The 21,463-nt window shown below is 60.1% G+C and carries 20 protein-coding genes; 13 read left to right on the top strand and 7 right to left on the bottom strand.

What is annotated here, in order from left to right:
• Positions 1–105 precede the first annotated feature (105 nt).
• The 4 genes from F3J24_RS14610 to F3J24_RS14625 all read left to right on the top strand — a co-directional run bounded on the left by F3J24_RS14610 (position 106) and on the right by F3J24_RS14625 (position 2,470).
• Positions 106–798 carry a TerC family protein gene (locus tag F3J24_RS14610; protein ID WP_087085599.1) on the top strand — a complete coding sequence of 231 codons (693 nt, stop codon included), beginning with the start codon at positions 106–108 and terminating at the stop codon, positions 796–798.
• Positions 799–936: 138 nt separating this feature from the next.
• Positions 937–1,371 (top strand): MerR family transcriptional regulator, encoded by a 435-nt coding sequence (locus F3J24_RS14615; protein ID WP_167007660.1) that lies wholly within the window; start codon positions 937–939, stop codon positions 1,369–1,371.
• Entirely contained in the window at positions 1,371–1,811 is a 441-nt protein-coding gene (locus tag F3J24_RS14620) for a PaaI family thioesterase (protein WP_167007663.1), read from the top strand. The genes F3J24_RS14615 and F3J24_RS14620 overlap by 1 nt, the downstream gene beginning before the upstream one ends.
• A gap of 89 nt (positions 1,812–1,900) precedes the next feature.
• A complete protein-coding gene (locus F3J24_RS14625) occupies positions 1,901–2,470 on the top strand; it encodes a dihydrofolate reductase family protein (RefSeq protein ID WP_167007666.1) in 570 nt (189 codons plus the stop codon).
• Here F3J24_RS14625 and F3J24_RS14630 read toward each other — a convergent pair.
• Positions 2,467–3,351 carry a DMT family transporter gene (locus F3J24_RS14630; RefSeq protein ID WP_167007669.1) on the bottom strand — a complete coding sequence of 295 codons (885 nt, stop codon included), beginning with the start codon at positions 3,349–3,351 and terminating at the stop codon, positions 2,467–2,469. The two genes, F3J24_RS14625 and F3J24_RS14630, sit on opposite strands and share 4 nt — an antisense overlap.
• 211 nt (positions 3,352–3,562) lie before the next feature.
• On the opposite strand from F3J24_RS14630, the gene pyrF reads away from it, so the two are divergent.
• The 3 genes from pyrF to F3J24_RS14645 all read left to right on the top strand — a co-directional run bounded on the left by pyrF (position 3,563) and on the right by F3J24_RS14645 (position 6,505).
• Entirely contained in the window at positions 3,563–4,390 is an 828-nt protein-coding gene (pyrF, locus tag F3J24_RS14635) for an orotidine-5'-phosphate decarboxylase (RefSeq protein WP_167007672.1), read from the top strand.
• A 17-nt stretch (positions 4,391–4,407) separates the two neighbouring features.
• The gene (locus F3J24_RS14640) at positions 4,408–5,316 is read left to right on the top strand and encodes a LysR family transcriptional regulator (protein ID WP_167007675.1); all 909 of its coding nucleotides are present in this window, start codon (positions 4,408–4,410) and stop codon (positions 5,314–5,316) included.
• A gap of 205 nt (positions 5,317–5,521) precedes the next feature.
• Positions 5,522–6,505, top strand: coding sequence for a tripartite tricarboxylate transporter substrate binding protein (locus F3J24_RS14645; protein ID WP_003060082.1), 984 nt, complete (start codon positions 5,522–5,524; stop codon positions 6,503–6,505).
• Between the two features lie 506 nt (positions 6,506–7,011).
• Here the strand turns inward: F3J24_RS14645 and F3J24_RS14650 are convergent.
• Together F3J24_RS14650 and uvrA are read right to left on the bottom strand one after the other, a co-directional pair.
• Positions 7,012–8,184, bottom strand: a complete 1,173-nt coding sequence (locus F3J24_RS14650) for an FAD-binding oxidoreductase (protein WP_167007678.1) — start codon at positions 8,182–8,184, stop codon at positions 7,012–7,014.
• A 53-nt stretch (positions 8,185–8,237) separates the two neighbouring features.
• Positions 8,238–11,306: an excinuclease ABC subunit UvrA gene (gene uvrA, locus F3J24_RS14655; protein ID WP_167007681.1), complete on the bottom strand. Its 3,069-nt coding sequence runs from the start codon at positions 11,304–11,306 to the stop codon at positions 8,238–8,240.
• Positions 11,307–11,532: 226 nt separating this feature from the next.
• Here uvrA and F3J24_RS14660 point away from each other — a divergent pair, with 226 nt between their 5' ends.
• The 5 genes from F3J24_RS14660 (at position 11,533) to F3J24_RS14680 (ending at position 16,964) form a co-directional block, all read left to right on the top strand.
• Entirely contained in the window at positions 11,533–12,705 is a 1,173-nt protein-coding gene (locus tag F3J24_RS14660; protein WP_167008236.1) for an MFS transporter, read from the top strand.
• 272 nt (positions 12,706–12,977) lie between these two features.
• Positions 12,978–13,526 (top strand): single-stranded DNA-binding protein, encoded by a 549-nt coding sequence (ssb, locus tag F3J24_RS14665; RefSeq protein WP_167007684.1) that lies wholly within the window; start codon positions 12,978–12,980, stop codon positions 13,524–13,526.
• A 313-nt stretch (positions 13,527–13,839) separates the two neighbouring features.
• Positions 13,840–14,559, top strand: a complete 720-nt coding sequence (locus F3J24_RS14670; protein ID WP_167007687.1) for an FHA domain-containing protein — start codon at positions 13,840–13,842, stop codon at positions 14,557–14,559.
• 188 nt (positions 14,560–14,747) lie between these two features.
• Positions 14,748–15,254, top strand: a complete 507-nt coding sequence (locus F3J24_RS14675) for a pilin (RefSeq protein ID WP_167007690.1) — start codon at positions 14,748–14,750, stop codon at positions 15,252–15,254.
• A gap of 324 nt (positions 15,255–15,578) precedes the next feature.
• Positions 15,579–16,964, top strand: a complete 1,386-nt coding sequence (locus F3J24_RS14680; RefSeq protein WP_167007693.1) for a PglL family O-oligosaccharyltransferase — start codon at positions 15,579–15,581, stop codon at positions 16,962–16,964.
• A 9-nt stretch (positions 16,965–16,973) separates the two neighbouring features.
• On the opposite strand, the gene moaC is transcribed toward F3J24_RS14680, so the two are convergent.
• Positions 16,974–17,444 (bottom strand): cyclic pyranopterin monophosphate synthase MoaC, encoded by a 471-nt coding sequence (moaC, locus tag F3J24_RS14685; RefSeq protein WP_167007696.1) that lies wholly within the window; start codon positions 17,442–17,444, stop codon positions 16,974–16,976.
• Between the two features lie 199 nt (positions 17,445–17,643).
• Between moaC and F3J24_RS14690 the strand changes: the two genes are divergently transcribed.
• The gene (locus tag F3J24_RS14690) at positions 17,644–19,305 is read left to right on the top strand and encodes a M48 family metalloprotease (protein WP_167007699.1); all 1,662 of its coding nucleotides are present in this window, start codon (positions 17,644–17,646) and stop codon (positions 19,303–19,305) included.
• Here the strand turns inward: F3J24_RS14690 and F3J24_RS14695 are convergent.
• From F3J24_RS14695 to F3J24_RS14705, 3 genes are all read right to left on the bottom strand, one after another.
• Positions 19,264–19,614 (bottom strand): phage holin family protein, encoded by a 351-nt coding sequence (locus F3J24_RS14695; RefSeq protein WP_167007702.1) that lies wholly within the window; start codon positions 19,612–19,614, stop codon positions 19,264–19,266. The genes F3J24_RS14690 and F3J24_RS14695 overlap by 42 nt on opposite strands.
• A 112-nt stretch (positions 19,615–19,726) precedes the next feature.
• A complete protein-coding gene (locus F3J24_RS14700; protein ID WP_167007705.1) occupies positions 19,727–20,194 on the bottom strand; it encodes a hypothetical protein in 468 nt (155 codons plus the stop codon).
• Positions 20,195–20,327: 133 nt separating this feature from the next.
• Positions 20,328–21,083 carry a TerC family protein gene (locus F3J24_RS14705; RefSeq protein ID WP_003060114.1) on the bottom strand — a complete coding sequence of 252 codons (756 nt, stop codon included), beginning with the start codon at positions 21,081–21,083 and terminating at the stop codon, positions 20,328–20,330.
• Positions 21,084–21,463 lie beyond the last annotated feature (380 nt).

Raw genomic sequence — 21,463 nt, forward strand, 5'->3', positions numbered from 1 at the left:
GTATTACGAACTGGCAAAACGGGCTTCGCGCCCTACACTGCCTCCACTCTTAAAAGAAAGCGCCGCGCAATGCGGCGCTTTCGTATTCAAAACAGTGGAGTCATCATGGAAATGCTCAATAGCGCCGATTTCTGGATCGGCCTGGTGAAGATCATCTGGATCAACATCATCCTCTCCGGCGACAACGCCGTGGTTATCGCGCTGGCCGCGCGCTCCCTCCCCCCTGAACAGCAGAAGAAAGCCATCATGTTCGGCTCCGGCGCCGCCGTGGTGCTGCGTATCGTGCTGACCGTGGTCGCTGCCAAGCTGCTCGAACTCTCCTTCCTGCAAGTCGTGGGCGGCTGCCTGCTGCTGTGGATCGGCTATCAGCTGCTGACGGGCGACGAAGATGGCGAAGGCGAGTCCAAGGGCCATGGCTCCATGATGACTGCCATCCGCACCATCCTGATCGCCGACCTGGTGATGAGCCTGGATAACGTGATTGCCGTGGCCGCCACCGCTCAGGGCAATATGGTTCTGCTGATCCTGGGTCTGGCCATTTCCATTCCCCTGGTGATCTTCGGCTCCACGCTGATGATCAAGCTCATGGAGCGTTTCCCCGTCATCGTCACGCTGGGTGCGGCGCTGATCGGCTGGGTGGGCGGCGAGACCATCGTCAACGACAACCTGCTGCATGGCTACACCATGGCTCACCCCTGGCTGCACTATGCTGCTGCTGCAGCGGGTGCCGTGTTGGTGGTCGGACTGGGCAAGTTCATGCAGGCACGCTCTGCCAAGAAGGAAGTCGCCGCGGCCTGATCGCCCCGACAAGCTCCTCCTCAAAAAAACGCACCGTGGAAGCACGGTGCGTTTTTTTATGGCCGCAGCGTGGGCGACAAACTGTGTGAACATGGCTTCCAACCTTCGTGTAACCCCAGGCTTGTTAGCCTTGTCGCCATGCAGATATCGGAACTTGCCAGCCTGTCGGGTGTGTCCGTGCACGCCATTCGCCACTATGAGAGTCTGGGCCTGATTGCCGCCGCCCGGCGCCCTTCTGGCTACCGCGAGTTCGATGACAGCGTGATCCGCGAGCTGCGATTCATCGCCATGTCGCGGCAATGTGGTTTCTCCCTGGCGCAGATCGCTGAAGTGCTGCCGGCCTATCGTCGCAAGACGCTGACGGCGGCCCAGATGATTGCCAGGCTGCAGGAGCGCATTGCCGAACTGGATGCGGAGATTGCCCAGCGGCGCGCACTGCGCAAGCACCTGGTTTCACACATCGCATGGTTTGGCGAGCGCGAGCCGCAGCCAGCCACGAAGCCAGGATTTCCGCGTGTTCGTGCGCGCGGCAGGGACGAGGCCGGTTCATCCGGCAGGAGCAGGAGAGAGTGATGACACCTCAGAACGAGAATTTCGCCCGTGACGTACAGGCCCTGGTGCTTTCCATGCCGGTGGCGCAGCTGCTGCAGCTGCGCTTTGAACGCATAGGGCCAGGCGAGGTCGATCTCTGCCTGCCCTACCAGGAAAGCCTGAGCTTCAGACCCGGCCAGTTGCAGGCCATGCCTGTCTTTGCCATCGCAGACTTCGCAGCCGTATCGGCTGCGGGGACGCTTCTGCCACCGGGCTGGTTCAATGCCACCGTGGACTGCAGCATCAAATACCTGGCGGCCGCCAATGGCGCGAGCCTGCTGGCCCGTGGCCGCGTCATCCAGGCCAGCAAGCTGCTGACAGTGGCCCGGGCGGATGTGTTTTCCTGCCGCGAAGGCCAGGAGCTGCTTTGCGCCACCATGCTGGCCACGGCACGGAATCTGGCTCCCGCACCCCAGGACTGACTTTGGGGCGCAGCGCCCGAGGTTTTTTGCCTTGATGGCGGGTTTGCAGCGGTCCGAGCCAGCGCCGCCAGGGCAAACTACGCTCCATCATGAAAACCCAGTACTACACCGCTTCCAGCCTGGATGGATTTCTCGCCACCGAAGACGACTCCCTGGACTGGCTGTTTCCGTTGGGCAGCCTGACGGAGTCCAGCTATCCGGGCTTTATTGCGCAGGTCGGTGCGCTGGCCATGGGATCGGCGACCTATGAATGGATGGTCCGCAACGCCGATGCGGTGAAGCAGGAGACTGGAGCGGCCTGGCCTTATGCGCAGCCTGCCTGGGTGTTTTCCAGCCGCCAGCTGCCGCGGATTGAGGGCGCCGATGTGCGCTTTGTCAGCGGCGATGTGCAGCCCGTACTGGCAAGCATGAGGGCTGCAGCCGGTGACAGGAACATCTGGATTGTGGGTGGCGGGGATCTGGCCGGTCAGTTCCATGACGCGGGCCTGCTGGACGAGGTGATCGTGCAGATCGGTTCGGCCACTCTGGGCCAGGGCAAGCCTCTGCTGCCGCGCCGGCTGCTGAGCCCCGTGCTGCAGCTGCAGTCCGTGCAGCAGATGGGCACGGGCATGGCGGAGCTGCGCTACACCGTGTGCAAGACACAGCAGCCCGGAAATTAAGCGCTGTTTTTGGCGGGCCAGAGCACCGAGGCAATCGCCACCACCATCAGGCAGACGGCGGTCCAGTCCTGCCAGTGCAAGACTTCGCCCAGCCACCAGGCGCCCACAAACACGCCCAGCACCGGAATCATCATCACGCTCAGCGTGGAGGCCACGGGCGGCAGGCTGCGGGCCAGGTAGAACCATACTGCCTGGGCGAAGCCCAGCACCAGGATGCCATTGAAAGCGATAGCAGCCAGCGCAGTCTGGTCGGGAATTTGCCATTGTTTTCGCTCGAAAACAAAGGCCAGCACGGTCAGTACCGCGGTGGTGATGGCCACCATCCACAGAGACAGTGTCATCAGCGGCACGGGCGCCTCGGTGCGGCGCAGCAACTGCGTGCCCCAGGCCCAGCCGGCGGCGGCAATCAGCATCAGCATCACGCCCAGGGGCTTGCTGCCCAGGGCGCCAACCTCATGCCACAGCAGCAGCAGCACGCCGGCGAAGGCTGCTCCCACGCCCGCCCAGGCGCGTGCGCCCAGCCTGTCCTTGAAGAACAGGCTGCCGAACACGGCCGAGAAGATGGGCATGGTGTAGCCCAGAATCGCCGCACGCCCGCTGGACAGCGTGGGGATGGCGATGATGATCAGGCAGTGCCAGAGCACCATGTTGAACAGCGTGAGCTTGGCCAGCTGGCCCCAGTAGCTGCGCGGTATGGTTAGCGGCAAGCCCTTGCTGGCGACGAAGAGGGCCAGAATGGGCAGGCCTACCCACATGCTGGCCATGCGGAAGCTCAGAGGCGGGAAATGCTGCACGCCAAGCTTCATCACCGGCCAGTTCAGGCCCCAGACGATGGTGAGCAAGACGAGGAGGATGAGCTGTTTGGGCGTGAACGAAGGCATGGGGCTGGATTATCTCCCCTGGAATGATTTTCTCCCCCTGAGCGGCTGCGCCGCTGCTTCCCTCTCACTCGCTTCGCGGGAGGGGGACGACATCGTCGGTGCGTGGCGGCGTTTCCTCGGTGTCACTGAGTTGGTGTGTGCGTCTGTTTTGCGGCTTGGCGCAAGACCTGTAGCGGGGCTCGGAAGGGGCGAACAATTAAAATCACGCTTTATGACTTTTATCGACATGCTGCGCGACGCGTCCACGCGCAATGACTCCATGCTGTGCGTGGGTCTGGACCCTGAACCCAGCCGCTTTCCTGGCGCCATGCAGGGCGATGCGTCCAAGATCTACGACTTCTGTGCAGCCATCGTCGATGCCACCCATGATCTGGTCAACAGCTTCAAGCCCCAGATCGCCTACTTTGCCGCCCACCGCGCCGAGGACCAGCTCGAAAAGCTGATGGTGCACATGCGCCGCGTGGCACCCCATGTGCCCGTGATTCTGGACGCCAAGCGCGGCGATATCGGCTCCACCGCCGAGCAATACGCCAAGGAAGCCTTCGAGCGCTATGGCGCCGATGCCGTGACGCTCTCGCCCTTCATGGGCTTCGACTCCATCACGCCCTATCTCAAGTACGAAGGCAAGGGCGCTTTTCTGCTGTGCCGCACCTCCAATCCCGGTGGTGACGACTTGCAGGCCCAGACCCTGGCCGATGTGCCCGGTAACCCCCATATGTTTGAGCATGTGGCCAAGCTGGCCCAGGGGCCGTGGAACACCAATGGCCAGCTGGGCCTGGTGGTGGGTGCAACCCGTCCCAACGAGATCGAGCGCGTGCGTGCCGTGGCTCCCACGCTGCCGCTGCTGATTCCCGGTGTGGGTGCACAGGGCGGCGATGCCGTGGCGACCGTCAAGGCCGCCCGCATTGGCGGCGGGCCCATCATCATCAACTCCTCGCGCGCCATTCTGTACGCGGGGCAGGGTGATGACTTTGCCAAGGCCGCACGCGCGGCAGCCATCGCCACGCGCGCCACGCTGCAGGCAGCAGCGCAGAGCTGAGTCAGGGCGCTTTGGCCATGCAAAGCAAATGGCTGGAAGACTTTCTGCTTCTGGCGCAGGAGCGCAGCTTCACCCGCGCGGCGGAGCTGCGCCATGTCACCCATCCGGCTTTCGGTCGGCGCATCCGTGCGCTGGAGGAATGGGCTGGAACCCCGCTGATCGAGGCGGGCGGTGGGCCGGTTCGTCTCACTGCGGCCGGCGAGGCCTTTCGCGACACCGCCGAGCAGATGGTGCGCACCCTGGCCCAGTCGCACGACGAGCTGCAGGCCGTGGCCGGCCGGCAAGCCCATGTAATCACGCTGGCCACGGGGCGCACGCTGGCGCGCACCATCGTGGCCGACTGGCTGGCGCGCTATGGCAGCGTGCTGCAGACGGCGGAGATGCGCATCGTCACCCGCACACTCGATGAAACCGTGCACATATTGCAGCGCGGCGAGGTCAGCTTTGCCCTGCTCTACCACCATGCGGCCATTGCCGTGCGGCTGGATGGCCGCCAGTTTAGCTATCTGACGGTGATGAGCGACAAGCTGGTGCCCGTGGCCCGGGCCGATGCCGAAGGCAAGCCCCTGTTCGCACTGGCACAGGCTCTGCTGCCCGGTGCCAGCCCCATGCCTTATCTGGCTTTTTCGCACAGCATGGCGTTGGGGCGACTGGTCGAAGACCATCTGGCAACCCATCCACTGTGGCCGCGCCTGCGCCGCTGCATTGAATGCGATTCGGCGGATGCCAATTACGAGTACGTGCTCAAGGGTCTGGGCGTGGCCTGGATGCCCTGGTCCATGGTGCAGCGCGATTGCCAGGACGGTCGTCTGGCGCTGGCAGGCGACGGCAGTCTGGATGTGCATTTCGATGTGCGGCTCTATCGGCCCAAACGCCGCCTGGGCACTGCTGCGGAGCAGTTCTGGACCGATATCACCGGTCAGTAACTGAGCAGTCACTCCTTTTTTGCATAAGGCCATACCTGACGCTGGAAAAACAACAGCGGATATCGGGTTCCTGACGGCGTTGCCCCCTCTCGATTGGCCCGAAAACATCTTGATGTGCTGAAATGGCACGAAAATGTGCCAGATCGGCACTGAAAGGTTTTCTCCGTATTCGGACAATTGCCCCATACAGATTCGGAATAGTTTCATGCAGAACACAAACATCCTCCGCCGTACCGCCATCGCTGCGGGCCTGCTGCTGGGCGCTGCCGTGGCAGTCCCTGCCATCGCCGCCGACAACTATCCCAGCAAGGCCATCACCATGGTCGTGGGCTACCCGGCCGGCGGCAGCACCGACCTGGTGGGTCGTCTGGTGGCCGACGGCCTGGCCAAGCAGCTGGGCCAGCCCGTGGTGGTGGAAAACCTGGGCGGTGCCGGTGGCGCCATCGGTGCGCAAAAGGTGGCCAAGGCTCCGGCCGACGGCTACACCATCATGGTGGGTGCCAACAATGAGCTGGCCATTGCAAGGCTCATCAACAAGGCCGTGAAGTACAACATCGGCGATTTCACTCCCATCGGTCTGGTGGGTTCCCAGCCCATGGTGCTGGTCGCATCGCACAAGGCCGGCGTGAAGAACGCTGCCGAGTTCGTGAGCCTGGTGTCCAAGAACCCCGACAAGTTCAGCTACGGCAGCTCCGGCGTGGGCACGGCGCTGCACCTGGCCGGCGAGCTGGTCAAGGAGCAGGGCAAGCTGCAGATGACCCATGTGCCTTACAAGGGCGTGGCTCCGCTGACCACGGACCTGGTGGGCAACAACATCGAGTTCGGTGTGTTCGTGCTGTCCTCGGGTCTGCCCCATATCAAGGCCGGCAAGGTTGTGGCCCTGGGTACGACCGAAGCCAAGCGTTCGGCCATCACCCCCGATATTCCTGCCCTGTCCGAACTGCCCCAGTTCAAGAACGTGGACATCAACAGCTGGTTTGCGCTGATGGCCCCCAAGGGCCTGCCCGCTCCCATCGCCGCCAAGCTGAAGAAGGCGCTGGAAGAAACCATGGCTTCGCCCGAGTTCCGCAAGAAGATGGAAGAGACCGGCAATGTGGTGGCCGATCCCAAGGTGGATGCCGGCAAGTACATCAACACCGAAATTGCCAAGTACGCAAAGATTGTTCAGTTCGCGCATATCGAGAACTGATCTTGCTTGGGCTTATGGTGACCTGAGGTCGCCTAGGTTTGAAAACGGCTTGTGCCTCCGGGGCGCAGGCCGTTTTTGCGTTTGAGCTTTTGAGGTCTCGCCTAGGCGAGCGAACTGAAGGCAATGTGAAGAAATTGGCTTCTGACGCTTATCTAGATTACGGTAGCGGCTATCAATTTTCAAAGAAGCTATCCGGTATTGCCCCTTGTGCCCACGCATGCGACGGCGGCCTCTTGTGGAGAGCAACTGCATCGTCAGCACTATTACGGCAACCTGTTTGAGCGAAGCGCTGCAAGCGCACAGTGAGTTTTGCCGTACAGCTACAAGAGGTTGACGACGCAGGTTGCCCGCAGCGTAGCGGAGGGACGTGGGCAGTAGGGGCGGTGTTCTTTGCCTACTTTCTGGTGGCATAAAGTAGGTCGCCCGCCAGGGCGAAATCCTGGTCTCTGTCCTGAAATAAAATAAAAATCAGGCTATGGCGCAGACCCACAAGGCGCAATCAGCTATTAATTTTGAATCGCCAGTTGACAACGCGCAGGCGAAACCGCCCCCACATTCACCTTCTGCGCGACCAGCGCCGCATCCAGCGTTTCCCCTAGCAGCAGATTGCGCGCCAGCAGGCTGTAGCCGGCGGCGCTCTGGATGCCATAGCCGCCCTGGGCGGCGACCCAGAAAAAGCCTGGCACGGGAGTGGGCGAGGCATCCCAGCCGATCACAAGCTCGCCATCGGCGACAAAGCTGCGCAGGCCGGCCCAGGTATGCGAGGGGCGGCGGATTTGCAGCGTGGTGGCTTCCTCGATGTGATAGATGCCGGTGGCAATGTCCAACTCTTCGGGAACGACATCGTGCGGTGCCACGGGGTCTGCATTGGCGGGTGAGCCCAGCAGCTGGCCGGCATCGGGCTTGATGTACCAGTTTTCATCGGCGCTGATGATGGCGGGCCAGTGCGTGGCATCCATGTTTTCGGGGGCCGGGAAGGTGAAGGCGCTGCGGCGTTTCGGGGTGATGCCGATGGGAGCCGCGCCCGCCATGGCGGCTACGACATCCACCCAGGCCCCGGCGGCATTGACGATGACCTTGGCACGAAGGCTGCGGCCCTGAGGCAGGGCAATGTGCCAGAAGTCGTTGACCCGGGTGATGGCCTGGACCTCGGCGTTGCACCACAGGTCGCCGCCGCGCTGGCGCAGGCCGCGGATATAGCCCTGGTGAAGTGCGTGCACGTCGATGTCGCGCGCACCGGTATCGAGAAAGCCGTCCACCAGAACCTCGGTGTCGAGCACGGGAACCAGGGCCTTGAGCTGTGCGGCGCTCAGGCGCTGGGCCGCCGGGGAGTGAACCTGGGCTTCGGCGTAGGCGGCATCCACCAGATCCCGCTGATCAGCCGTGCCCACATAGAGCACGCCACGGGGTGTGAGGATGGGGGCTTCGGCAAAACCGGCTGGCGGCGCATCGTAGAAGGCTCGGCTGGCGCGGGTCAGGGCCTGGACCTGGGCGGGACCGTAATGCTCTTCAAACAGTGCGGCCGAACGGCCGGTGGTGTGATAGCCGGGCTGGGATTCGCGCTCCAGCATCAGCACCGAGGGCGGGTTCTCGCCACCCGACTGCGCCAGCTGCCAGGCGGCAGAGGCTCCGGCCATGCCCGCGCCCACGATGACGAAATCCCAGACATCTTTCTGCATTGTTTTTCTCCCCGGCGCAACGAGCTATGTTTTGCATAGCTTGTTGCGCTTGATCAGTCTTGTTTTGATGACGATTTGGCTTTGGACTTGACAGGGGCCTTGTCCAGATAGGGCTTGAGGTAGCGTCCTGTCACGCTGGCTGGGTTGGCTGCGATGTCTTCGGGCGTGCCCTGGGCTACTACCTGGCCGCCGCCCGAGCCACCCTCGGGGCCCATGTCGATCAGCCAGTCGGCGGTCTTGATGACGTCGAGGTTGTGCTCGATCACGACGATGGTGTTGCCTGCATCGCGCAGCTGGTGCAGCACTTTCAGGAGCAGGGCAATGTCGGCGAAGTGCAGGCCGGTGGTGGGCTCGTCGAGTATGTAAAGCGTGCGGCCGGTGTCGCGCTTGGACAGTTCCTGCGCGAGCTTGACGCGCTGGGCCTCGCCGCCCGACAGCGTGGTCGCGCTCTGACCCAGGCGGATATAGGACAGGCCCACGTCCAGCAGGGTCTGCAGCTTGCGCGCAATGCTGGGCACATCCTTGAAGAAGGCATGTGCGTCTTCGACCGTCATCTCCAGAATCTGCGAGATGTTCCTGCCCTTCCACTGCACTTCCAGAGTCTCGCGGTTGTAGCGCTGGCCGTGGCAGAGGTCGCAGGGCACGTAGACATCGGGCAGAAAGTGCATTTCCACCTTGACCACGCCATCGCCCTGGCAGGCTTCGCAGCGGCCGCCCGAGACATTGAACGAGAAACGTCCGGGGCCGTAGCCGCGCTCCTTGGCGGTATTGGTTTCGGCCATCAGCTCGCGGATCGGCGTGAACAGGCCGGTATAGGTTGCCGGGTTGCTGCGCGGCGTGCGGCCGATGGGTGACTGGTCGACGTTGATGACCTTGTCGAAATAGTCGATGCCGGCGATATCGTCATGCGCCGCCGGCTCGGTGCCGGCGCGGTGTATCTGGCGTGCTGCTTCGGCATACAGCGTGTCGTTGACCAGGGTGGATTTGCCCGATCCCGAGACGCCGGTCACGCAGGTGAACAGGCCGACGGGGAAATCCACCGTCACGTTCCTGAGGTTGTGGCCGCGCGCGCCTTCCACGGTCAGCGCCTGCAGGTCGGTGCGCACCTTGCTGGCAGTCTCCCGCTTTTTCGCGGCCGTGACGGGAAAGCGTGATGCGCTTTGGCTGGTTTCGGCTTCACTTTCCTTGCGCAGCACAGGCAGCCAGGCGGTGCGCTGCCTGGGCACGGGAATGCTTTGTGCGCCGCTCAGATAGCGTCCTGTGGGCGAATCGAGGCTGGCCTTGATGTCCTCATAGCTGCCCTGGGCCATGATGCGGCCGCCATGCACGCCGGCGCCCGGGCCCATGTCGATGATCTGGTCGGCCGCCCGCATCATGTCTTCGTCATGCTCGACCACGATCACGCTGTTGCCGATGTCGCGCAGGTGCTCGAGTGTCGCAATCAGCTTGTCGTTGTCGCGCTGGTGCAGGCCGATGGAGGGCTCGTCCAGCACATACATCACGCCCGTCAGTCCCGAGCCGATCTGAGATGCCAGGCGAATGCGCTGAGCTTCGCCACCCGAGAGCGTGTCGGCGCTGCGGTCCAGGCTCAGATACGAGAGGCCAACGTCGTTGAGAAAGAGCAGGCGCGAGGCGATCTCCCGCACGATCTTGTCTGCAATCTCGGCCTTGGCTCCGGCCATGCTCAACTGCTTGAACCAGCCCAGCGCATCGGCCAGCGTGGCATGGCTGACTTCATAGATGGAGCGGGCCTGCTCGCCATCGCCCACGCGCACAAAGCGCGCTTCGCGGCGCAGGCGCGTGCCTTCACACTCGGGGCATTTGCGAATGCTGCGCAGCTTGGCCAGATCGTCGCGCACGACCTGGGATTCGGTTTCGCGAAAGCGGCGCTGAATATTGGGGATGATGCCTTCGAACGGATGCGACTTGATGAAGGCTTCGCCCTTGCGTTCGCCGCTCTCGAAAACATAGTTGAACTCCATGGACTCGTCGCCCGAGCCAAAGAGAATCACGTTGCGCACCTTCTCAGGCAGCTCCTCGAATGCCGTCTCGGTGCTCACGCCATAGTGTTTGGCCACGCTCTCCAGCATCGAGAAGTAGTAGTTGTTGCGCTTGTCCCAGCCCTTGATGGCACCGCTGGCCAGACTCAGCGACGGGAAGGGCACGACGCGGTCGGGGTCGAAGGCTTCGCTGTTGCCCAGACCGTCGCAGGCCTGGCAGGCCCCCATGGGCGAGTTGAAGGAGAACAGGCGTGGCTCCAGCTCGGGCAGGGAGTAGTCGCATAGGGGGCAGGCGAACTTGGCGCTGAACAGATGTTCCTTGCCACCGTCCATCTCCAGCGCGATGACACGGCCACCGGCATCGGCACCGCCGGCGCGCAAGGCGGCCTCAAAGCTTTCGGCCAGGCGCTGCTTGATGTCTTCGCGCACCTTGACGCGGTCTATCACCACATCGATGTTGTGGCGCTCGTTCTTCTCCAGCTTGGGCAGGGACTGGGCGTCGTAGATCTGCCCGTCGACGCGAAAGCGCACATAGCCCTGGGCCTGGAGCTGCACGAAAAGCTCGGCGAACTCGCCCTTTTTCTCGCGCGCCAGGGGGCCAAGGATCATCAGCCTGGTGTCTTCGGGCAGCTGCAGCACGCTGTCCACCATCTGGCTGATGGTCTGGGCCTGCAGCGGCAGATTGTGGTCGGGACAGAACGGCGTGCCGGCACGGGCGTAAAGCAGGCGCAGATAGTCGTTGATCTCGGTCACCGTGCCCACGGTGGAGCGCGGGTTGTGGCTGGTGGCCTTCTGCTCGATGGAAATGGCCGGCGACAGGCCCTCGATCAGATCGACATCGGGTTTGTCCAGGCGGCCCAGAAACTGGCGTGCATAGGCCGAGAGGCTCTCCACATAGCGGCGTTGGCCTTCGGCGTACAAGGTGTCGAAGGCCAGACTGGACTTGCCCGAGCCCGACAGGCCGGTGATCACCACCAGCTGGTTGCGGGGAATGTCCAGGTCGATGTTCTTGAGGTTGTGCGTGCGTGCGCCGCGAATGGCGATGCGTGTCTGCGCCAGAGAGCGGCCCAGATAGAGGCTGTCATCATGGACTTCAGAGGGCGAATCAGGCTTCAGGGACACGGGCGCTCCAGACGGGGAAAACTCTCCATGATAGTCAGACGGGCTTGCGCGTGACTAGATGATTCAGGTTCACGGACAATCTACGGTTTTATTTCCTCTCTTTTGCCCGGCAGTGATTTAGTTAACCTGGGCATAAGACTTTGACTCTTGGCAAAATCTGAGCGTGAAAAAAATCAATACCTCCCCCAGCGCGGGCACGCAGGGCACGGACAAATCCTCCACCACCATGACCTCCCAGGAACGCCGCTCCAGCGGCGCCCTGGCGCTGATCTTTGCGCTGCGCATGCTGGGCCTGTTCCTGGTGCTGCCCGTCTTCATGCTGGAGGCGCGCAAATACCCGGGTGGTGACGACCCGGCCATGATTGGCCTGGTCATGGGGCTGTATGGTCTGACCCAGGCCCTGTTCCAACTGCCCATCGGTCTGGCCTCCGACCGTATCGGCCGCAAGCCTGTCATTGTCGCCGGCCTGCTGGTGTTTGCGGCGGGCAGTCTGATTGCGGCCATGGCCGACTCGCTGACCGGCCTGATGGCGGGGCGTGCCATTCAGGGCGCGGGCGCCGTGTCTGCGGCGGTCACGGCCTTGCTGGCCGACTTGACGCGCGATGGCGTGCGTACCAAGGCCATGGCCCTGGTGGGCGGCAGCATCGGTCTGATGTTTGCGCTGGCGCTGGTGCTGGCACCGCTGCTCAACGCCTGGATAGGGCTGTCCGGCATCTTCGGCCTGACCTGCGCGCTGGCGCTGGCCGGTATTGCCGTGGTTCTGTGGGTGGTGCCACCCGAGCCGAGGCAGCATGCCAATGCGCCCAAGGGGCGGTTCAGCGAGCTGCTGGGCCAGTCCGATCTGCTGCGGCTGAACTTCGGCGTATTCATTCTGCATACCGTGCAGATGTCCATGTGGGTTGCCGTGCCGGCCATGCTGGTACAGGCCGGTCTGGCCAAGGAGCAGCATTGGCACATCTATCTGCCGGCCGTGCTGCTGTCCTTTGTGGCCATGGGCCTGCTGTTTTCCATGGAGCGCAAGGGCAGGCTGCGCACCGCCTTGCTGGGGGCCATTGGTCTGGTGCTGGTCGTGCAGATCGGTCTGGGCATGCTGGCCGCCAGCGGCACCATTCCTACGGTCTGGTGCATGGCGCTGCTGATGTTTCTGTTCTTCTGCGGCTTCAACGCGCTTGAGGCCACCCAGCCAAGCCTGGTCTCGCGCATGGCACCGGCGCCGCTGCGCGGTGCGGCCTTGGGTGCCTACAACACCTTGCAGTCGCTGGGACTGTTTGCCGGCGGTGCTGTCGGTGGTGCTGTCGCCAAATTTGCGGGTGTGCCGGGCCTGTTCATCATGACGGGGGTGCTGGTTGCCCTGTGGCTGGCCGTGACCTGGCCGCTGCGCCCGGTGGGCCGTCACTGACTTACAGCAACACCCCCTGAGGCGCTGTGCGCCTAGGCGGCCCCGCCTTCCCCCTCTCTGCTACGCGGAGGGGGACGCAGCCCTCGCAGCGGGGCTGCCCTTGCTCGGCTGCTCGCGTGCAGTGGCCCCTTTCCTGCTGGGGCACCATGTATCGCCGAGATGGGATATCGGGAAATCCCGTGCTCTCCATGGCTGGCTTGGGGCAGAATACGAGGCTCATTGGTTCGGGACCTCTCACAATTGCCCGGGCCACTTTTTGAAAAGGTATCTCTATGGCATCCGTCAACAAAGTCATCATCGTCGGCAATCTGGGTCGTGACCCCGAAATGCGCACCTTCCCCAGCGGCGATCAGGTGGCCAATGTGACCATCGCCACCACGGACCGCTGGCGCGACAAGAACTCCGGTGAAAACCGCGAAGCCACCGAATGGCACCGCGTGGTCTTCAACGGCAAGCTGGCCGAAATCGTGGGGCAGTATCTGCGCAAGGGTAGCCAGGTCTATGTGGAAGGCAGTCTGCGCACCCGCAAGTGGACCGACCAGGCCTCCGGCCAGGAGCGCTACGCCACCGAAATCCGCGCCGACACCATGCAGATGCTGGGAAGCCGCCAGGGCGGTGGTCAGCAGCAAGGCGGCTACGGCGGCGACGATGGTTATGGTGAAAGCAGCTATCAGGCGCCCAGCCGTCCGGCTTCCGCGCCCATGCAGCAGCGCCCCGCACCGGCACCGATGCAACAGCGTTCTGCTCCCGCACCCATGGCTCCTCCTCCCCAGCGTGCTGCGTCGGGGTTTGACGACATGGACGACGATATCCCGTTCTAATTCAGGGACAGGCGGCTGGTGTCGCTTTCCAAGAATCTGCAAAAGCCCGCGCTCCCATCAGCGCGGGCTTTTCTCATGCGGTGAACGGAGACGATGCAGGAGCAATTCCATAGATGTTGCAGGCGGATGGCAGCAGCGTTGAAAATTTCAATCGGATCGCTGGCTTCATCGAATTAGTGAAATAAGATGCTGCATCCAGGCGCGTTTCATCTAGTTACGATTAGGGGTCGAGCGCTGAATCACACACTCAAGTGTGAGGGATCTCTGCCAGTGCAGCCAAGCGGGACTTGGCGTTTCCTCAGGAGCTTCGAGCATGCCGACTTTGGTCATCTCAATCGACGGCGCAGTTATCAAGGAAGTGCAGCTCACCAAGGAGCGCACGACCGTGGGTCGTCGTCCTTATAACGACATCGTGATCGAGAATCTGGCGGTCAGCGGCGAGCATGCCGTGCTCACCATCACTGGCGGCAAGGTCAGCATCGAGGACTTGCGCAGCACCAACGGCACCTATGTCAATGGCCGTGCCATCCAGAAGCAGTATCTGCTCAACGGCGACCTGCTGGACATCGGGCGTTACAAAATCCGCTTTCTCGACACCGTGATCCCCGATACCAATATTGCGTCTGCCCAGAGCGGCAAAAAGGCGGCGCTGGCGCACATTTCCGAAGAAGCAGACAGCGGCCATGCCAAACTGGCCAGCCCTTCCGGGTTTGGCGAAATCTCAAGCTTTAGTTCCACCATTCAGGGCTCGCTTGCCGCACTGCCGGAGCGTCACGCCGTGATTCGCATGCTCACCGGCAGCTTGGCAGGCAAGGAAATAGCGCTTTTCAAAGTCGTCACCACCCTGGGTAAGCCTGGAGTAGCCATTGCTTCCATCACTCAGAAGCCTCATGGCTTTGTGCTTACCCAACTGGAAGGTGCCAGTGAAGATCTGAAGCTCAATGGTCAGGTAGTCGGACCTCTTTCCGTGCCCCTGCTCAATGGCGATACGGTGGACCTGGCGGGAAGCACCATGCGCTTTGTCGTGGAGTGACAGGCCGACTTGATAGGTGTTAAGCGCCTGACAAATTTGTCATTGTTTTCGACTGTGCCGCCAAAATTGTTACTCAAGCTCGCGTGAATGTTGCCAAACGTGTCGTTTTGAATGAGGTCTGCGTTTGCCAAATTGTTGGCATGCAGCTTGCTTCTTAGGTTGGGTCTCATCCAACTAGGGAGTTTGAAATGAAGCGTTCCATTCAAAAGGGTTTCACCCTGATCGAACTGATGATCGTTGTGGCGATCATCGGTATTCTGGCTGCCGTGGCTCTGCCTGCTTACAAGGACTACACAGTAAAGGCTCGCATGGCCGAAGTGGTGCTGGCTGCCTCTCAGTGCCGTACCTCGATTAGCGAGCAGGTGCAATCGATGAATACAACTTCTACAGGTTCAGCCAATGGATGGGGCTGTGAGGCCAACCCTACTGGTGCAGGTTCCAATCCTTCTAAGATGGTGAAATCTGTGGCGACAACTGCCAATGGAGTTATTACTGTCACTCCTGATACGTCTGCACTGGGTGTTTCGCTCGGCTCCAGCGATACGGTCAAGCTGGAACCATTCATGGATACAGCTAACACAACGGCACTGAAGGTTGATGCAGCTTCGAATCACCAAGGCTCGCAAATTGTGAGCTGGAAGTGCAGTGGCGGTTCCACGACTATTAGCAAATACCTGCCCGGATCCTGCAAGTAATATCTATTCAGTCAGAGAAGCCTCCGCCAGGGGGCTTTTTTTATGTCTTACTTCAAGAAATATAGTCAATTAACTGCTGGTGTTTTTTTAGTGCTGATGTGGGTAATTCCGGACCACATATCACCCTGGAACACTTTTTTGCAGGAAGCATTTGCTTGCGCTGGATTTTTCTTGCTATGGGGGGGATGTGGCTTCACACTTATACCGATACGTATCTATATTTGCTTGTCTCTGTTAGCCGTTATCTCTATAGTTCAGTATTTCCTTGGATTGATTGGTCTCGGAGATCTTGTATTTTTGATATTATTGTCAGCATACTGCTGCATGTCTTCTTCTCTCGGAGTTTTATCTTTAATAGGGCAGAGAGACTGTGTGAATTATGAAAATATTTCAAAGATAGATATCGTATTCTTGACGATTCTCCTCGGCGCTTTGATAAACAGTGTTGTGGGCCTTGCTCAATGGCAAGGCGTAGAGCAAGGGATGTTTATGTACCCCAGCAAGGGCCGAGTTTATGGCAATATTGCACAGCCTAATCAGTTGGCTACATTATTGCTAATGGCACTTGTATCATTACTTTATTTCGATATAAACAAGAAGATACGGGGTTTATGGTTGTATAGTGCTTCTGTAATTCTTGTTTTTACATTAGTCGCAACCCAGTCTAGAACCGGGGCATTATCAATTACGATTATGGCGGCTGTGGTATTTTTTATTAAGAATTTCAGGAAGTCCCTACATTGGGTATCAATCTCCTTGTTGCTCTATTGGGTAATTTTCATTAAATGGGCGGATATATCCAATTTATTGGGTGGAAGTGCTGCGCGGGAATTTTCAGGATTAAGTACAACGCGTTATAAGTTATGGGAGCAGATGTATGCGGCGATATTTGAAAAACCATTTATTGGTTGGGGGTGGTTGAATCTAGGGGCGGCTCAGCAAAACTTTACCGTGAGAATTGGCGGTGCAGAGAACATGGATCATGCCCACAATTTATTTTTGGATCTGATGATATGGTTTGGAGTTCCTGTTGGTGGAGTAATTGCAATAGCGCTGATATTTTGGATGGTAAGATCCTTGCACGGTAATTTAATTGTTAAAGGCAATGATAAATCTGCAATTACTTCTCAATGTGCAATTTTATTGATTTTACCAATTGCATTACATAGTATGCTAGAGTATCCATTTGCATATATGTATTTTATGCTGCCGTGTGTATTTTTTATGGGGGTAGTCGAAGGAGATACAAAATTTTTGAAATTTATTTCACCAAACTTAAAAAAATTAATTTGGATATTTATCTTTCTCTCATTAGTGCTGTCTGTTGTTGTTGGTAGGGACTATTTACAAATAGAAAATGATTTTAGGGCTTCCTTGTTGGAGGAGCAATTCCATACAAAAGAAGATGAATTGCACAATTACGGCTCTTTGCCTTTAATTCTGAGCCAGTACCAGGGGCTTGTGAAAGTATTAAGAACTACTCCGTCCTCCGATATAGATGAGGAGGACTTAGAGGCTGCTAGGTTTATTTCTAAACGCTTTCCATGGCTCATAACAATGCGCCAGTATTACTTATTTTTATTGAAAATGGGTAGATGTGATGAAGCAAAGAATCAAGAATTGATCATAGAGTCTTTCTTTGGCCATTTTGGTGTACTTAAAGCCGAAGAATATTCAATTAAATATAATCTGACGGGTGTCTGTAATTGACGGTTGCTTTTAAACTAAGTGACCCGACTTCCCGCCCCGCTTCTCCAGCACTCTGACACCCCCCATTACCATCCCCTTATCCACTGCCTTGCACATATCGTAGATGGTCAGCAAGCCGACTTGTACGGCGGTCAGGGCTTCCATTTCCACGCCGGTCTGGCCTTTTAGCTCAACGGTGGCGGTGCAACGGATGGAATTGGATTCCGGCTCCAGCTCAAACTCCACGGCAACACGGGTCAGAGCCAGGGGGTGGCACAAGGGGATGAGGTCGCTGGTTTTTTTGGCGGCCATGATGGCGGCGATGCGGGCCACGCTCAGCACGTCGCCTTTTTTGGCTGTACCGGCCTGCACAATGGCCAGGGTCTCGGGCTTCATGGTGATGCGGCCTTCGGCCACCGCGATGCGGTGGGTGCTGAGTTTGGCACCGACGTCCACCATATGGGCCTGGCCCTGGGCGTCGAAGTGGGTAAGAGAGGACATGGTGGTTCTTTCCGGCGGCAGATGAGTTGGGTTCTGGCGCCCATCAAGGTTGAGCGGGGATGGACTGGCGGCTTTACCTGGGCATCCCAGGCGGGCATGTCGCCGTCTCCATCAATCAAGGCATCATAGTGGGGTGTTGAACGGTCGGCATATGGAAGATCTGTATGCCGGCAATGCTGTGATTGCCATGCCATTTTTGATGCCAAAACTGCGTACAGTTCATATTCTAAAAGCGCTGACAGCTTCTGTTTTGATAGCTATTCAGACAGTCTCACCCTTGGCACCTGGTGTCCAGGCGGCGGGTTTGCCGACCCTTGGCGACGGTGCCTCGTCGCTGACCACGGGCGAGGAGCGGCGTCTGGGTGACTCCATTGCCCGCGAGCTGTACCGCGATCCGGACTATCTGGATGACCCGGTGCTGCAGGAGTATGTGGAAGGCATCTGGCTGCATCTTCAGGATGCGGCGCGCAAGAATGGCGAGCTGTCGCCCGAGCTGGAGGAGCGCTTTGCCTGGACGCTGCTGCTGGGCAAGGATCGCCAGGTCAATGCGTTTGCGTTGCCCGGCGGCTATATGGGCGTCTACCTGGGACTGATTGGCGTGGTCAGCAGCGGCGATGAACTGGCCTCGGTCATTGCCCATGAAACCAGCCACATCACCCAGCGCCACATTGCCCGCATGATGGCGCAGCAAGGCAAGCAGACGCCGCTGATGCTGGCGTCCATGCTGCTGGGTGCTCTGGCGGCCACGCGCAGCCCCGATGCGGCCATGGCCATCATGATGGGCGGTCCGGCGGCCGTGATGCAGAACCAGCTGAATTTCTCGCGCGCCATGGAGAGCGAGGCGGACCGCATGGGCTACAGCCTGATGTCTCCTGCCGGCTTTGCTCCCCAGGGTTTTGTGAGCATGTTCGGCAAGCTGCAGCAGGCCAGCCGGCTCAATGACAACGGCAGCTGGCCCTATCTGCGCAGCCACCCCTTGACCACCCAGCGTATCGCGGACATGGATTCGCGCATTCCGCCCGGCAAGCGCGCGGCCGACCCCGTGCCTACGCTGGAGCATGTGATGATGTCGGCCCGCGCGCGTGTGATTTCCAACCCTGGTGTCGAGGTGCGCCGCCAGTGGGCCACGTTGCCGCGTTCCGGCAGTTTTTCCGGTCTGAGTCAGTTCGAGCAGGTCGCTCAGCTCTATGCGGCCACGCTCAGCGCCATGTATCTGCGCGACTGGCCGTTGGCGCGCGAGATGGTGCAGCGGCTGCTCACGGCGACGGCAGGCAATGCGCCAGCGAATATTCAAGCCAAATGGCTGAATGCCGAGCTCGAGTTCAAGGCCGACAATCCACAGGCGGCCCTGGCGGCCTTGCCCTTGCAGTCGGTGATGGCTCCCCAGGCAGCTCCCAAGGTGACGGTCAGCGGCAATCTGGCCGGGCCACGTGAGGCCGCGCCGCGCGAGGCCGGGCCCAGTCTGGCCACGATCGATGTGGTGGAGCGGGTTGCGCCGCGCAGACCGGAATTGTTGCTCAAGACGGAGATCCTGCTCAGGCTCAACCAGGCAGGCTCCATGGCCAGTCCCTTGCAGACCTGGGTGACGGACCATCCCCGCGATGGTTCGGCCTGGCAGACGCTGGCGCGCGTATGGCGCAGCCAGGGCCAGGAAATGCGAGCCCTGCGGGCCGAGGCCGAGGCACAGGTGGCTCACTATGACTATGCAGCAGCAGTGGATCGCTTCAAGGCAGCCCAGGATCTGGCCCGCAAGGCCGGGGCCAGGGCTGATTACTTCGAGGCCTCCATCATCGACACGCGTCTGCGTGCCGTCGAAGAGCTACTCCGGGAACAGCTGCGCGACAAGGCGGTCAATAAGTAGGCCCAGCACTGAATAAATCAGCGCGCCCAGCATGGCGGCCCAGAAGCCGGCGACGTGGAAGCCGCCCAGCAGGCCCGAGGCCATCCAGAACATCAGGCCGTTGACCACCAGCAGGAACAGGCCCACGGTGATGATGGTCACGGGCAGGGTCAGCACCACGAGTATGGGCCGGATGATGGTGTTGAGCAGACCGATGACGAGGGCCGCAATCATGGCCGAGCCAAAGCTTTGCACCTGAACGCCGCTGTAGACATAGGCGACCCCGAGCAGAGCCGCCGCGCAAAGAAGCCATTTGACGAGGATTTTCATGCCGCCCAGCATAGCAGCAGGCTTTGTCGGCGGACTATCGCAGCAGTGGCCATGAAAAAAGCCTTGTGCGGCTTTCACCACACAAGGCTTGTCTGGATAGCGAATGCTGCTCTTAAATCGAGAGCGAGTCGTCGAGCACAAAGCCCATCATGGCGGCAATCGCGGCCATGGTGCCGGGCAGATTCCAGCGGCCGCCGTTGGCATTGGTCTTGGCCTTGACGGGGGCGGCTTGTACAGCCTCCTGCTTGGGGCGGCGGGCGTCGATGATCTGCGCGGCGCCATGCTCCTGCTGCAGCTCGGTGACCAGCTCGGTCAGCGGGCCCTTGGCCAGCACGGGCGTGACCTTGCCGCCGCTCGTCGCCATGACGGGCATCAAGGCCGTAAACAGCTTGTCGGCCCATTTGCCGCGCCAGTTCTCGCGAGCGCGATGGCTGACCCATTTGCTCACACGGTGGGTCATGCGCGGAGCACAGGCCACCAGCAACCAGTGGGAGGAAGCCGCCTGGCTTGATCCCGCCAGTGCCTCGAGCATAGGCTGGGCGTATGTGGCGTCATCCACGTAAACAATGATGGGGTTCAAAGTGCGTCCTAACTGGAACGAAGGTTGAAGAATGCGGCACCTCTGTAGGAATGTGCCGACTTGTTTTTATTGTGAGTCGTGAAGGCTGCGGTCAGTTCCCGCATTCCTTCACGAATTGCTGGGTTTTCCAGACTTAGTGGGCTGCAACCGCGGGACGGCGGCTGGCAATGAACTTGCCCAGGGCCAGAACCAGCAGCGCGCCGCCGATATGGGCTGCCCAGTACAGGGTCTTGGAGATCTCGGCCAGACCTTGTGCATCGGTGGTGCCCAGCTTGGGCATCCACAGCCACTTCTCGGTGTTCACGAACACGGGGTCGGTCACGAACATGCCGCCCGCGATCCAGCCCAGCAGCATGCCGCCGGCCACGATGATCATGGGGAAGCGCTCCATCAGCTTGATGACCAGTTGCGAGCCCCAGACGATGATGGGCACGGAAATCAGCAGACCCAGCACGATCAGCAGCATCTGGTGGTCGCCCGAGCTCTGGGCGGCGCCGGCGATGGCGATCACGTTGTCCACGGACATCACCAGGTCGGCGACGATGATGGTCTTGATGGCGGCAAACAGCTTGTCGCTGCCTTCGATGTTGTCGTGACCTTCGTCATCGGGAGCAATCAGCTTGATACCGATCCAGATCAGCAGGACGGCACCCACGACCTTCAGGAAGGGCAGCTGCAGCAGCACCATGGCAAAGGCGATCAGGATGATGCGCAGGATGATGGCACCGGCCGTGCCGTAGATGATGCCCTTGCGTCGCTGCTCAGGTGGCAGCTTGCGGCAGGCCAGTGCGATCACGACCGCATTGTCGCCGCCCAGCAGGATGTCGATGATGATGATTTGGCCCAGCGCAATCCAGAAGGGCGTGTGGGTCAGAAAGTCCAGATCCATGTGATTTTTCCTCGTTGTGGAATGCCGCTGGTGCAGTCTGCATAGGTTTGGCACTTGACGCCAGCGGGTGGAGACCAAGGTGACGTAAGTCGAAGCGCAAACCCGCGCGAGGAATCGTGCAGGGGAAGTCACTTTGATTGACCGTCATCGGCCTATCAAAGGTCTTGCTCGATTGCAGTCAGTCTGCAAACCGCATGGCCGGAAGCTTGCGCTTCGTATTGACGACCATCCGCTCATGACGCACAAGATGCGTCCGATAAGCTACTCCCCTTCGAAGCTGCGCATTTCAACACAGCAGGCATGGGATTTCAAGCTTCAAAACCCATCTAGTTCACAGGTTTTATATTGAGCAGCAGTCTTGCGACGCTTTTGCACAAAGC

It is taken from the genome of Comamonas sp. Tr-654 (assembly GCF_011752915.1).
Lineage (GTDB): Bacteria > Pseudomonadota > Gammaproteobacteria > Burkholderiales > Burkholderiaceae_C > Comamonas.